General features: G+C 61.3%; 8 protein-coding genes. 2 read left to right on the top strand and 6 right to left on the bottom strand.

The genetic code is table 11. The annotated features are described in order from the left end of the window. Positions 1-2 precede the first annotated feature (2 nt). From GDJ93_RS01320 to GDJ93_RS01305, 4 genes are all read right to left on the bottom strand, one after another. Positions 3-716 (bottom strand): ABC transporter ATP-binding protein, encoded by a 714-nt coding sequence (locus GDJ93_RS01320; protein WP_152067466.1) that lies wholly within the window; start codon positions 714-716, stop codon positions 3-5. 93 nt (positions 717-809) lie between these two features. After that, the gene (locus GDJ93_RS01315) at positions 810-2,015 is read right to left on the bottom strand and encodes an ABC transporter permease (protein ID WP_152067465.1); all 1,206 of its coding nucleotides are present in this window, start codon (positions 2,013-2,015) and stop codon (positions 810-812) included. Then, on the bottom strand, positions 2,002-3,189 hold the full coding sequence (locus GDJ93_RS01310) for an ABC transporter permease (protein WP_152067464.1): 1,188 nt from the start codon (positions 3,187-3,189) through the stop codon (positions 2,002-2,004). The genes GDJ93_RS01315 and GDJ93_RS01310 overlap by 14 nt, the downstream gene beginning before the upstream one ends. Positions 3,190-3,198: 9 nt before the next feature. Beyond that, positions 3,199-4,137 carry an ABC transporter ATP-binding protein gene (locus GDJ93_RS01305; protein WP_152067463.1) on the bottom strand — a complete coding sequence of 313 codons (939 nt, stop codon included), beginning with the start codon at positions 4,135-4,137 and terminating at the stop codon, positions 3,199-3,201. Positions 4,138-4,334: 197 nt separating this feature from the next. Between GDJ93_RS01305 and GDJ93_RS01300 the strand changes: the two genes are divergently transcribed. Further along, entirely contained in the window at positions 4,335-5,480 is a 1,146-nt protein-coding gene (locus tag GDJ93_RS01300) for a sensor histidine kinase (RefSeq protein ID WP_152067462.1), read from the top strand. Further along, complete coding sequence (locus GDJ93_RS01295; protein WP_152067461.1) at positions 5,477-6,106, top strand: response regulator; 630 nt, start codon at positions 5,477-5,479, stop codon at positions 6,104-6,106. Before GDJ93_RS01300 ends, GDJ93_RS01295 begins: the two co-directional genes overlap by 4 nt. A gap of 573 nt (positions 6,107-6,679) precedes the next feature. Here the strand turns inward: GDJ93_RS01295 and GDJ93_RS01290 are convergent. Beyond that, positions 6,680-12,952, bottom strand: coding sequence for a Spy0128 family protein (locus GDJ93_RS01290; RefSeq protein WP_152067460.1), 6,273 nt, complete (start codon positions 12,950-12,952; stop codon positions 6,680-6,682). Between the two features lie 468 nt (positions 12,953-13,420). Then, positions 13,421-13,762: a 4Fe-4S dicluster domain-containing protein gene (locus tag GDJ93_RS01285; RefSeq protein ID WP_152067459.1), complete on the bottom strand. Its 342-nt coding sequence runs from the start codon at positions 13,760-13,762 to the stop codon at positions 13,421-13,423. Between the last annotated feature and the right edge of the window lie 5 nt (positions 13,763-13,767).

Here is a 13,767-nt window from a genome sequence, read left to right as displayed (position 1 = left end):
GCCTACCAATCGAGCTCGGCGGCTGCGACGGGCGACTCGTTGAGCTCATCCTCGACGATGCGCCCGTCGCGCAGGCGCAGCACGCGATTGGCCATGCGCGCGATGGCGGCATTGTGGGTGACAATGATGATGGTGCAGCCGTAGGTGCGGTTGACATCCTCCATGAGCTGCAAGATTTCCTTGGACGTCTTGTAGTCAAGTGCGCCCGTGGGCTCGTCGCACAGCAGCAGGCCCGGGTTTTTGACGAGTGCGCGGCCGATGGCACAGCGCTGCTGCTGGCCGCCCGAAACCTGGCGCGGAAACTTGTTGCGGTGCTCGTAAAGGCCCAGCGAACGCAGCAGGTCGTCGATGTTGAGCGGGTTTTTGGACAGGTGCGCCGTGACCTCGATGTTCTCCTTGATGGTGAGGTCGGGCACCAGATTATAGAACTGGAACACGAAGCCCAGCTCGCGGCGGCGATACTCGCCCAGGTCGCCGGCGTTGAGCGTGGTGAGGTCGCAGCCGTCCACCAGAATAGAGCCGGCGTCAGCATCCTCCAGGCCGCCGATCAGGTTGAGAAAGGTCGACTTGCCCGAGCCCGAAGGCCCCAGCATGACGCAGATCTCGCCGCGGTTGATAGACGTGTTGATGCCATCGAGTACCGTCAGGCGTGCATCTCCATCGCCGTAGTGCTTTTTGAGATCCTTAACCTGGACGTAGGTTTTCTGCGTTGCCATGGCATCCCCCATTGTTAGCCTCGTACTACTTTATGAGCGTAATAGTAAACCTTGGCGAACTATTTTGGGGCGTGGCCTGGATTTTATTTCAGGCTAGGCGCGGGATTTGGTGCGTGAGAGGGCCAGGCCTGCGGCGGCGATGGCGGCGGCGAAGAGCACGGTGACGCCCAGGTCGCAGGCGATGTCGCCCAGCACGGTGGACGTCAGGTCCGCGGCGAGCGCCTTGCCGATCGCGTCGTTCACCCAATATGTCGGCACAAAGTGCGCCACGGTCTGCACGGCCGAACCCATGAGCGACAGCGGCATCCAGGCGCCACCCAAAAACGTCATGAGCATGCCAAGCAGGTTGCCCACACCGTTGAGCAGCTCCTCGCGCGCGCCCAGGCTCGACAGCGTAAAGCCAACGGCCAGTGGCGTCAGCGCTAGGGCAAACGTTGCCGCCAGCGCCAGGCACACGCGGCCCACGCCGACCTCGGCAACCGCGCTGGCAAAGCCCACGACGCCCATCATGCTCGACACAAACCAGATACAGACGGTGAGCACGGCGGCGGCCGCAAACACGGCAAGCGAACGCTGGCGATCGGAGATTGGGCCGGCATCCATGCGGCGCACGCGCTCGGGCTCGTTCATGCCCGAAAACACCAAGCCCACCGACACGATGACCGACGAGATAATCGCGTACGCGCCAAAGTTGAAGTACGACTCGAGCGTGGCGGCAGCAGCCGAGTCGACCTTGACCCGCTCGATCTGGACCTCCGCGCGCTTTGCAGCGGCATGTTCGGCGGCCTTGGCAACGTCGCCGTTGGAGGCAGTGGGCTCAAGTGCGGCTGCAGCGCCCGCGAGCGAGATCCAGCGCGAAGCCTCGGCAGACGAAAGCGCCGCCGCCATGGTGCCGGCACCGTAGGTCACATCGAGCTTGGGCAGGGACTCCCCCGCGCGGGCAGCCGCGACCAGGTCGTCCTCGAACCCCTCCGGGATAAAGAACACGCAGTCGGCGCTGCCCTTGGCGCTGTTGCTCTTGGAGAGCGCGTCCGCAAGGTCGTACGTGTCATCGCCGACGCCCGTGACCAGGTCAAACCGCGAACCTAGGTGCTTGGTGAGCGCACGTGAAAGATCACTGCCATCGCGGTCGACCACGATCACGTTGGCGTCGTAGGGCTTGTACTCGGTGAGCTGCGACGAGTTCCAGCTCACCGATGCCGCGATGAATACGCCCATCAGCGAAATGAACACCGTGTAGATGAGCAGGTAGAACGGGTGAGCGAGCGCCATGCGAAGCGCGGTCTTAAAGGTGCTCATAGCGGCTCCTTCCAAAGATCAGCGTGGCGGCGGCAACGAACAGCAGTGCCATGAGGACCAGTGCGCCGGCGCGAACGGCAAAAGGATCCAAGTCCTCAAAGAAATACAGGCGGTTGAACATGTCGCAGATGAGCTTGACGGGGTTGAGCCAGCACTCGGCCGGGCAGGCGCGGGCGACGTCGTCGGCAAGCGCCATCGCCGGCTCGCCGTAGAGGCCGGCGAACAGGGCGCACGTGGTGGCAAAGCCCGTGAGGATGCCCGACTTGGACGCCTTGCCGCCCTTAACGGGCAGAGTGCCCACAAAGAGCCCCAAGCCCGTGGCGGCAAGCGCGGAAGCGGCGGCGCCGACGAGGCACAGCCCCTCGCGCCCGCCAAAGTCGACACCCACGACCAGGCGCACGTAGCCGATTGCGATCGCCATCGAGGCGAAGGAAACCAGCCACGAGCCGACAAAGATGCCGGCCAGCGACGCCGTCTTGGAAAGACCGCCCACGCAGCGACGCGCGCCAAGGCCCGACAGATTGGGCTGCAAATCGACGACGCTCAAGGCGGCAAACTCGGCAGACATCATCGCCACCAGACCAAAGAGCGCGTAGTAGTAGATGACCGTGCCATCGGGCGTGGTGCGCGTCAGGCTCACGCGACGGGTGCCGCCCTCGAGCGACAGGGCGCGCGCAACCGCCTCCGGGTCGGCGAGCGCCGCCGGGTTGTCCTGGGCAATCTGGGACATGAGCTCGGCGTTTTGCGTATACGAGCTTGCCACCGTCTCCAGAATGCTGCGGTCGGTGAGCACCGATGAGGCACGCGAGCTGTCGTAGCTCGAAAGCAACGTGAGTTTGGGCGTGCCCGCGTCGTCGACCGTATAGATGCCCGCGACCTCGCCGGCCTTAAGCGCACGGCTCGCGTCGGCTGCGTCGTCGCACTCGTGGATCTCGAGCAGTTGGTCGTCGCCCTCCTTGGCAAGCGACGTCGCCACGTCCTTAAAGGTCGAGGCATCCCAGGCCTCGTCCGCCACGATGGCAACCGGCACCGGATCGACCGTGCCGTCGGAGCTGAGGTTCGCAAACATAAACATGAACATCGTGGAAAGCGCGATGGGAAAGAGAGCGCCCCAAACCCACGTGCTCGGCCGGCGCAGCAGCGTCTTGACCGTGGTGATGATGGTGTTGAACATGACTGCCCCCTAGTCGCGCAGCTCGCGGCCGGTGATCTCGAGGAACACGTCGTTGAGGGTCGGCGGCTCGCTCCACACGCGGCCGAGCGCCACATCGGCGGCGCGCAGCGTGTCGAGGATGTCGACCAAATTGTGCGGGCTCGCTTCGCAGGTGCAGACGAGCTCGCCGCCGGACAGCTCAACCGAAAGCACGTGCTCAAGGGCGCGCAGCCGCTCGACCGTGGCGGTCTCGACGGCGCCGACCTCGACAGTCACGCGCTCGCCCATTTGAATCATGCGTTTGAGCTCGTCATTGGTGCCCTGCGCCAGCACACGTCCGCCGTCCATGATCATGATGCGGCTGCAAATCTGCTCGACTTCCTCCATGTAATGGCTGGTATACACCACCGTGGCGCCCTCGTCGCGCAAGCGGCAGATGCCCTCCAGGATGGCGTTGCGACTCTGCGGGTCGACTGCCACCGTAGGCTCGTCAAAGAAGATGAGCTCGGGCTTGTGCGCAATGCCGCAGGCAATGTTGAGGCGACGCGCCAGGCCGCCCGAGAGCTTGCCGGGGCGAAACTTGGTAAAGTCGCCCAGCCCGACAAAGTCGATCGCCTCGTCCACCAGCGCGCGGCGGCGCTTGCGGTCGTTAACGTAGAGGCTACAGAAATAGTCGATGTTCTCGCGCACGGTAAGCTCGTCAAACACCGCAACTTGCTGCGGGACCACGCCGATGCGGCGCTTGAGGTCGTAGCGGGCGGGCGTCATGGGCTCGCCGAACAGCTCGATGGTGCCCTTGTCGTAGGCGAGCAGCTGCAGAATACAGTTGATGGACGTGGTCTTGCCCGAGCCATTGGGGCCCAGCAGGCCAAAGATCTCGCCGGGGGCGATGCTCAGGTTAAAGTGGTCGAGCGCAATAAGGTCGTCATAGCGCTTGACGAGGTTTTCGACGTGGACGATGTCTGTCATGAGGCGGCCCTTCTGTTGATTGCGGCCCGGTACGATTGCATCATCGCAGGAGCCGCCGGCGCGCGCCAGTGAGCTTTGTCACGAGTGCGGAGCTTGGCCGTGCGGCCTGCCGATGTCCCCGCTTTGCCGCGTGGGAGGAATGTCACGGTTGCGCAGGCGGTCCCTCCACCACGCGCGGCTTCGCGTACAATACCCGTATGAACAGGCTTTTCGACAAATCAATCGTTCTGGCGTGCTGTATTGCGGCCGCCATGGGCCTTGCTGTGGACGCTCACCTGGTCGCGGCGTTTTGCCTTGGCGTTATTGCCACCTCACTGGCCGAGGTCGCACAGAGAAACCGCGCCCGCCGTGCGAGCGAGGCCGCGAGCTACGCTTACATCATCGCGGCTGTCTTCGTGCCGCCGTTTGTGCCGTTTGCGCCTCTCGCCTTCTATGACATCGCGCGGCGCGTGCGCCGTGAGCACGCCTGGGTCGTACTGGGCATTGGCTCCGTCTTTGCCTTTGCGCTCGTCGCGGACCTTCGCACCGACGCGCTTACCGTCCGAACGCTCCTGCTGACCTCCATCCTTTCGGTCGCCGCCGCCTTGTTATCGCTACGTACCGCCCAGTTGGAGCGCGAGCAGCAGCGCATGCGCCGTACCCGCGACGAGCTGCAGGAACGAGCCCTCGCGCTCGAGGCGCGCAACCGCGATCTTGCTGACCGCCAGGACTACGAAGTCGAACTCGCGACACTCGCCGAGCGAGCCCGTATCGCGCGCGAGATCCACGATAACGTCGGCCACCAGCTCACGCGCGCCTCGCTGCAGGCCGAGGCCCTGCGCGTCGTGCACGCCGACGAGCCCAGGGTTGCCGCCGATTTCACCGACGTCAAACGCACGGTTGACGAGGCGCTCCAACTCGTGCGCGCCAGCGTCCACGCGCTCAACGACAATGCGACTGACCTCTCCGTGCAGCTCGAGCGCATCGTTGAAGGCGCACGCTCGGACAGCGGTCCGCAGATTGAGCTTGAGGTTTTGGCCGAGCATACACCCGCCAACGTCGCCAACTGCTTTGCGGCAGTGCTACGCGAGGCGCTTTCCAACGCCATGCGCCACGCCCATGCCAAAACCATTACCGTGCGGTGCATGGAGCACCCATCGTTTTACCAGCTCATCGTTACCGATGATGGAACGGGCGGGGTTCGAACAGGCGCCCGCAGCGCCACAGGGGGTATGGGGCTCGCCTCCATGCGCGAGCGTGTCGAGGCACTTGGCGGCACTTTCACTGCCGGCTCGCGAGTCGGCGCCTCCGGATGGCGCGTGTTTGCCACCATTCCCAAGCAGCAAGGAGATGAGGGCCGATGAGGCTCATAGTTGTCGACGACGACCATCTGGTGGTCGATTCACTCAAGATTATCCTGGGCGCTCAGCCGCAGATAGAGGTGGTGGGCACCGGTGCCGACGGCGACGACGCGGTCGCGCTCTACGCCGAGCACGCACCCGACATCGCACTGCTCGACATCCAGATGCCGAAGCGCGACGGACTTTCGGCGGCACGCGAAATCCTTGAGCGCGATCCCGCGGCGCGCGTGGTGTTTCTGACGACGTTTTCGGATGACGAGTACATTGTGTCGGCGCTCAAGTTGGGCGCCCGCGGCTACCTGATTAAAACCGATGTCGCCGCCATTCCGCCAGCGTTGGCGCAGGTCATGAATGGCAAACGCGTGCTCGAGGGAAAGGCGATCGAGGACATCGATTTTGACGGAACGGGCGTCGAGGCGGGCACGACCCGCCGGCCCGCGGCCTTTGTCAGCCTGACCGACCGCGAGTTCGAAGTCGCAGAGCTCATCGCCCGCGGCCTCGACAACAAGGAGATTGCCGCCACCGCCTATATGGGCGAAGGCACCGTGCGCAACCACATCAGCTCAATCCTTGCCAAAATGGGCCTGCGCAACCGCACCCAAATCGCCATCGCCTATCTGCGAGGCTAGCCGCTGGCTGCCGCCAATTTGATGCCATTTCAAAACTATGCCGGTTTACTACGATGAACCGCATATCTCCGACCACGGCAAATTGCGCACTTACAAAACCGCAGGTAGAACACTTGCGATATTTGCAAAAATGCGGGTGTGGTCAGGAATCTCGGATTCATCGTAGTAAACCGGCATAGTTTTGTTCGGGCGGCCCTGCACGAGTGTCTCCGCCAGCCTCGCGGGACCAAAATGAGCCGTTTTCCTCCGTCCCCAATGGATCAGCCGAAACCGCCCGCCACGAAATCGGCCCATCTACTACGTTTGACTCGATACCCCTGACCATACCTTCGTTTTGAACAAAACCGCAGGCGTTCTACCTGCGGTTTTGCTTTTGCGCTTTTCGGCATGGTTGGGGGTAAGGGGCTAAACGTAGTAGATGGGCCGGTTTCGTGGCGCGCCCTCCTCCCCAACGCACAAAAGCGCCACCACGGAGGAGGGAGATGCCTCCGTGGCGGCTGGGGGTAGGAGTAGGTCGGGATTTAGCCCTGCCGGCCGCCCGGGGCCTTTTGGCCCCGGGCGCTGTCGACGTGCCTAGCGCTTACGGATACCCCAGACCAGGGCTCCGACGCCGGCCATGGCGATGACAAATGTCATAAGCAGAGCGGCGGCCTGCTGGTCACCCGTGGTGGGCAGGAAACCCTTGACCGTCTTGACGATATTCGTCACGGTCTTGGGCGTGCCGGGATCGGGCGTCGGCACGGGCGTCTCGGGCTTCTTGTACGTGTTGTTGAACACGATACCCTCGACGCTCTTGTCGCCCTTGGCAAAGGCGACGCTTGCCTTGAGGCTGCCCTCGCCGTCATCGACCACGTTGACGGTCGCGGTAAAGACGGACTTGTCATAAGTCATACCGGTCTCGTCGCCCTTGACCTCGCTGATGGTGTAGACGTACGTTCCGGGCTCGTCGTACTCGAACTTGTCGAAGTTGATCTTGCCGTCGGCATCGTTGGTGACGGTGGACTCGATGCCCTCGCCAACGAACTTAAAGCTGAACTCGTCCTTCTTGAGCTCGCGTCCCTCGAGCACCTTGATGGCGCCGATGGAGACTTGGGTGGGCATGGCGTGATACTTGTTGGTAAAACCAGCCGACTCGGTGGTTCCCTCGAGCTTGTGCGTCACGGCCAGCGTGCCATCGCCGTTGTCAGAGACGGTGGCCACGACGGTGTAGGTCGTACCGTCATAGGTGACGCCCTTGTACAGGCCGAGCGCATTGGGGCAAGCCTCGCGCAGCGTGTACGTGTGCGTGCCGGGCGCCTCGTAGCGGATCGGGCTCAGTGTCACAGTGCCGTTGGCGTCGTTGGTGCCGCTTGCGACAACCACGTCGTCCTCGAGCTGATCGAACGTGAACTCGCCGACTGCAAGGTCGCGTCCGGTCAGACGCTTGACCGTCTTGACCTGATCGGTCACGGACGAATCGGTAGGCGTTACGCTGTAGGTGTTGGTGAACGTGAAGGCAGCACCGTCGTCGCCTTCGCGCTTGACGCTCAGATGTCCGGCGCCGTCGTCAGTCACGGTATAGGAAACCTTGCGCGTGGCGTTGGCATCGTTGGTCACGCCAGGGGCGCTGCCGGTCTCGGTCACCGTATAGGCAAAGGTGTGCGAGCGCGGAGCGGTGGGGGCCGCAGGCTCGGACTCGTCGACATTGGCGTCAGCGGCGGGGTCGGCCTCTTCAGCCTCTGCCTCGTCGGCCTCGGCCTCGTCAGCTTCGTCCGCCTCGGCCTTATCGGTCGCATCGTCCGTCACGCCCAGAGCGCGGTTGAGGTCCTCGAGCGTAAAGTGGATCTTGCCAAAGTCCACGTTACCGGCTGCGTCGTTGGTTACGGTCGTGCGCTCGGGCATCGGGGCACCTGCCTCGTCGGCGGTCACGGTAAAGGTGAACTTACCCGTGATGTCGGCCGGGGTCAGGCCCTCGGCAACCTGGAGCTTCTTAGTACCGGTGAGCGCGGCATCCACGGCGTCGGCGCCGTAGACGTTCTCGAACAAGGGCTCGACGCCGCCGTAGTCGACCGTCGCCGTCAGGGTACCGTCACCGTTGTCGACGACGATAACCTTAAAGCCAAAGCTCCACGTTGTAGCGGAAACGCCATTCGGCAGCCCGAATAAATCTTCGTAGGCCGTGTAGTTAATGGTCCAGGCAAGCTTGCCGTCCTTATCGGTACGATAAGCAAGCCCAGCAGCCTCAAGATTAGCAAGCATCTTGGTGTCGTAGTGCAGCGTATCAAAGCTCACGTGCCCGCCGATATTGGGCTTGAGGTTTTCGTATGCCACAAGCTCACCCTGATAGGCGATGCCGAACCAGAACTCGCCGTCGGCCATCGGGCGACCGGTCAGAGTCTTGGTGGCAACGACCTGAGCAGCGGTGCCACCAGGCGTGTTGGTCGTAGCGCTGTAACTGTTGTGGAACGGCACCAGGGCCTTCTCGACCTTGTTCTCGCCACTCTTGTGGACCGTCTCATGCGTGCCCTCGGGACCACCGGAAACGGTCGTCGTAGCAGTGAGCGTACCGGCGGTGTCGTCGACGATGGCGATCGTCACCGTGCGTACGGCGTCATCGTAGGTGTAACCGGGCTGGCCGTCGTTCTTTTCGGCCACGGTGTACTTGAAGGTCTTGCCGGCGTCAGCTTGCGTAAATTTAACCTCATGACCAGCCAGAATGTCGATCAGTCCGACCGTTCCCTCTATCGTTGCGGGGGACTCGAAGTTGTTGGCCCCGGGCAGCAGGCCAAGTGCGCTAGCCGAATCATCGTCGGCGGGCGTCACGGTAAAGGTGAATTGACCCTCGGTCATGGGACGTCCGCAGAGGGTCTTGCTGAGCTTGAGGCCGCCGGCCGCGGCGTAATCGAGCTCAGTGCGGTACATGTTGGTAAAGCGTCCGTTTTCCTTCTTGGTGACGTTTGCGGTCAGGTTGCCCTCGCTGCCCTCGGTCACGGTCACTTCGGCGGTCGCGACGTGGGAGTCATACGTCATGCCAACCGTATTACCCGCGTTCTCGCGGATCTCGTACTTGTAGGTTCCGGCAGCCGTGTAGCGAATCTTGCCGAACTTGATGGCGGCAATGCCGTCCTTCGCGTCGTGCTTGCTCACGGTTACGGTCGCAGGATCGGGTAGCGGGGCGCCATCGGGGGCGGTAATGGTAAAGCTAAACTCGTCCCCATCCGTCCACTCGCGGCCGTCGATGGCCTTGCTCAGGTCAAAGTCGAGCTCTGCATCGAGCGGGGTTACGCTGTAGGTGTTCTTGAAGGTCGCAGCCTCGGGGTCCTTCAGGACATGCTCGGCCTTGAGGGTGCCGTCGCCGTTGTCCGTGATGGTGGTCTCGATGGTGTACTTGGCGTCGCTGTAGGTGACGCCCTTGCTGGTGGTTCCGCCCTTGGCCTCGCGCAGCGTGTAGGTGTGCTTACCAAGCTTGTCGTAGGCGATCTTGTCCATGGCGATCGTGCCGTCGGCAGCGTTGGTGCCCTTGGCGACAACCTCGTCGCCCTCGACCAGCTCAAAAGAGAACTCGCCGGCAGCAAGCTCACGCCCGGTCAGGACCTTGTTCGCGGTGATCTGGTCGGTGACGCTCGTCTCGACAGGCGTCACGTTATAGGTATTGGTGAACGTAAATGCCACATCGCCGTCCGGCTTGCAGGATACGCTCAGATTGCCCTTGCCGTCATCGGTCACGGTGAAGGAAACCTCGCGCGACAGCTTGGCGTCGTTGGTCACGCCAGCGACCTCGCCGGACTCGGTCACGGTATAGGTAAAGGTGTGCTCGCGCTTCTCGGGCTTCTCGCCCAGAGCCTTGTTAAGGTCGTCGAGCGTAAAGGCAATCTTGCCAAAGTCGACCTTGCCCTTGGCATCATTGGTCACGCTCGCATTCGCGGGCATGGGTGCGCCCTCTTCACCGGTCACGGTAAAGGTGAACTTGCCGGCAATGTCAGCCGGGGTCAAGCCGTCGGCGACCTGCAGGTTCTTGATGCCCGCAAGCGATGCCTCGGCAGCATTCGTGGTGTAGGCGTTCTTGAACTCGATGTTCTTGACGTCCTTGGCGCCCCCCAGCTCGTGCGTAGCGACCAGCTGGCCCTTGCCGTTATCGGCAATGGTCGTCACGACAGTGTAGACCGTATTGTCGTAGGTGATGCCGCCGGCGTCGCCCTTGACCTCGCGCAGCTTATAGGTATGCTGGCCGATCTCGGTGTACTTGATGGCGCTGAACGTCACCTTGCCGTCGGCGCCGTTTGCAACGGTCTCGACAGGCTTAACTTCCTTGCCCATGACTTCGAGCAGCTCAAAGCTGAACTCGCCTTCCGCCAAGTCGCGCCCGGTCAGGGACTTGGCCACGGCAATCTGGTCGGTAACGCTGGACTCAACAGGATCCGAAGCGTAGACGTTCTTGAACTCGGTCTCACCCGAGGTCACCTTCACGTCAGCGCTCAGTTCGCCCTTCTTATTGGGCCTCACCGTCACGGTGATCTCCGCGACGTTACCGCTGTAGGCGATGCCGTCAATCGTGGTCCCGGCGTGCTTTTCACTGACCTTATAGACGTACGTGCCAGGTTTGGTGTATTCGATCGTACCGAAGTCGATGGCAGCCTTGCCCCGGGCGTCCAGGTCGGCCTTGCGCACGATCGCAGTCGTAGTCGCAGGCATCGGGGCGCCGTTCTCGGACGTCAGGCCAAACTCAAACGCGTCAGCATTCGTCCGGTCGCGACCCTCGAGCACCTTGGTCAGACCAAAGCTGGCCTTGGTGTTCACCATTGCCGGCGTCATGTCATACGCAAAGCTGATCTTACCGTTGTTGCCCAGGTAGGAATTGACATGCGTCGCGGTCGCCTTGGCGGACACGTTATTCCACTTGGGGTTGAGAACGTCGGTCGCGGTACCAGTGTTGTTGCCGCCCACGCTCTTCTTGGTGGTGTGGAGCTCATCGATAAAGGCCAGGCGCGCGGTTCCCACGCTAAACGACAGGTTTCCGTCCTTGTCGGCAACTATAGCGCCGTCAAACTTGGTAGCGTCGCCACCGATGAACTCGATGACGGCGGTGGCGGGCTTGGCCTCGCCGTTCGAGCCCTGCTCCTCAAACTCATCCTTGTAGTAATAGGTGCCGGTATCTGTCAGCGAATTCTTTGCAGGCTGCGTGCAGCCCTTGTCCGTGTAAATGGGAGTCTGCTTCTGGAAGTAGTAGTAGCGGTTGGTGTCGGCCGGCTCAAAGGTCGCGACCGTATCACCCAACGCACCACCGCTCCACTTGTTCGCGTAGAAACTCACGGTCTTGGTGCCGTCAACGGCAGTCGTATTGTTCTCGATGTAGTCCTTGAGTCCCGCGACCTTCTCAGGCGTAAACAGGTTATCGAGGGCGTCCCTCTTCACGCTCGAGGCATACTTCACCTGAATGGGCTTAACGCTGTCGACCGAAAGCTTGCCGTCTACGGTCTTAAAGTGACTCAGCGGAATCAACGACGCAGGAATATTGACCGTTACGATATCGCCCTTCTGGGGATTGTCATCGCCGGCGCGCTGCACGGTAATGAGCAGGTCTTTTGCCTTGCCGGCGAACTCGTAGGTGTCGGTATTGGTCTCTTTGTTGACCGTCTTGCTCGCCTTGGTAAACGGCGTGCCGTTGATGACGACTTCGGCAAATCCGTCGACCTGCATAAAGTCGCCTAGCTCGTCGGTAAACGTGATGTAGCCGGACTTGGTCTCGTCGTAGCCCTTATGGATTTCGGTCGGATAAGGCGGCTCCGATGTGATGGCCTGAGAGATGTCATCGAAGACCTTCTTGAGCTCTTCGGCATTGGTCGCCGACTTATAGTAGTCGGAGTTTTCCGCACGCGTGCCGTGAGCGTTCCATGCCGTGGCATTGGGATAGTTGCTCGAAACGGCCTGCATGAACTTGTTTTCTTGGCTTGTATTCGAATCTTGGATACTGGCGCTGGGGTTCGCACCGTCAAAGATGCCGATGGTATAGACGGCAGCCTTGCTGTCCTTCATATTCTTGGCAGCCGTCACAGCATCGTTGGCGACGCCAGGGTCAAACTTGTCAACTTTCGTTGGCGTGCCGTCGGTAAAGAACACAACAATCTTCTTGGCGTCCGCGCGACCAGAAGTGATGCCCTCGGCCAGTTCTAGACCATAGTCGGCACGCGTGGCGCCGGCAGGCTTAATAGCCTTAATTGTTTTCTTAAGATCAGTCACGCCGGGGCCGGAGCAATCGGTCAGGCCCGACATCACCTGCGAGTAGTTGTAGGTGTAGCCGTCAGCGCGATAGGTATCATTACCGACCTTTTTGGTCGTATCTCCCGAAAACTTAACGATAGCAACCTTATGTTGCCTATCCACGCCCTCGATACCCTCGTTTTGCTTGGCAATAGTATCGATAAAGCTATAGGCAGCGTTCTTCAGAGCTGTAATGCGCTTAGTGTTGTCGGTATCGCCCATAGCGCGATCCATTGAGCCAGAAGCATCCAGCACCATCACGATGTCGAGCGGCGTGGTAACCGTCACGGTTGAATTAGACGTCGAGGACATGGCCGAAAGTGTAGTCAGAAAATCCGACTCTTCGTTTTCCTCGGTTGCCTTGACCGTCTTGTCGGTCCAGATTCGGCCGACGTTTTGGGTCGTTACCTTATTGCCACCGTGGCCTGCCGCCCAGATTTCCCAGCGACCGCTGGTATCGGGGTCGACAACCTTTCCGGCCATTGTCGGTCCGTCCATTCCGGTGCTGGACCTGGCGTTGGCCTCGGGCAGCATGGCAAATGCTGCAGCCGGCAACACCAGCACTACGGCCAGTATCACCGCCAAGAGACCCCTCGTGTACTTACTCATCGCGTCTCCCTTCTCGCAGGCTCAGACCTTGCATCAGCCTAAAGTTACGGAATAAGACGCAATTAGGGCAGGTGACACATGTTCCAGATTCGGTTTTGGGCGTGAGACAAATGTCTCACCAAAGTTGAGACACGAGCGTTTTCGCAGGAAAACGGGTGCGACTCGGAGCCATCAGGCAAAAATGATCCGTTTTCCTCCGCCCTTGGGGGATCAATGGCTGTTACCGATATGATGCCATTTCAAAACTATGCCGGTTTACTACGATAAAAAGAAGGCGTCCGACCACGCGTGGCTTTTTCGCAAAGCTGCAAGCCGTCTACCTGCGGTTTTGGTTTTACCACATGCGGTGTGGTTAGGAGTAGGCGATTTGTCGTAGTAAACCGGCATAGTTTTGTTCGCGGCGGCTCCACCGCGCGTTTAAGCGCGGGGCCGGTGGGGCATTTTTGCCCCACCGGCCCTATTCCGGCTCTATTCCGGCTTGGTTTCTACCGCGGGAGTCTTGTCCGCCGCAACCGAAGTGCGGGCGGTGTCCATGCTCAGGCAGTGTTTAGGACAGCTTTCGATGCACTCGCCGCACACCACACAGGCATACGGGTCGATCGACCACGTTCCGCCCTTGCGATCGACCGCGAGTGCGCCCGCCGGGCAGCGGCGCGCGCACATGCCACAGCAGATGCACACGTTCATGTCGTTAACGATATGCCCGCGCAGGCGCTCGGGTGCCGCGAGCTTCTCCTGCGGATAGCACACCGTTACCGGCTGCTTGACCATAGAGCCCAAGGCCGTCTTGGCAAATGTCAGTAAACTCATGCCGC

It is taken from the genome of Collinsella aerofaciens (genome assembly GCF_902501475.1).
Lineage (GTDB): Bacteria > Actinomycetota > Coriobacteriia > Coriobacteriales > Coriobacteriaceae > Collinsella > Collinsella aerofaciens_AL.
This window is presented reverse-complemented; position numbering and strand designations above follow the sequence as displayed.

What these genes read in the sequence shown, in the direction of transcription:
- GDJ93_RS01320 (WP_152067466.1), bottom strand. Translation starts at nt 716, where the DNA reads ATGGCAACGCAGAAAACCTACGTCCAGGTTAAGGATCTCAAAAAGCAC.
- GDJ93_RS01315 (WP_152067465.1), bottom strand. Translation starts at nt 2,015, where the DNA reads ATGAGCACCTTTAAGACCGCGCTTCGCATGGCGCTCGCTCACCCGTTC.
- GDJ93_RS01310 (WP_152067464.1), bottom strand. Translation starts at nt 3,189, where the DNA reads ATGTTCAACACCATCATCACCACGGTCAAGACGCTGCTGCGCCGGCCG.
- GDJ93_RS01305 (WP_152067463.1), bottom strand. Translation starts at nt 4,137, where the DNA reads ATGACAGACATCGTCCACGTCGAAAACCTCGTCAAGCGCTATGACGAC.
- GDJ93_RS01300 (WP_152067462.1), top strand. Translation starts at nt 4,335, where the DNA reads ATGAACAGGCTTTTCGACAAATCAATCGTTCTGGCGTGCTGTATTGCG.
- GDJ93_RS01295 (WP_152067461.1), top strand. Translation starts at nt 5,477, where the DNA reads ATGAGGCTCATAGTTGTCGACGACGACCATCTGGTGGTCGATTCACTC.
- GDJ93_RS01290 (WP_152067460.1), bottom strand. Translation starts at nt 12,952, where the DNA reads ATGAGTAAGTACACGAGGGGTCTCTTGGCGGTGATACTGGCCGTAGTG.
- GDJ93_RS01285 (WP_152067459.1), bottom strand. Translation starts at nt 13,762, where the DNA reads ATGAGTTTACTGACATTTGCCAAGACGGCCTTGGGCTCTATGGTCAAG.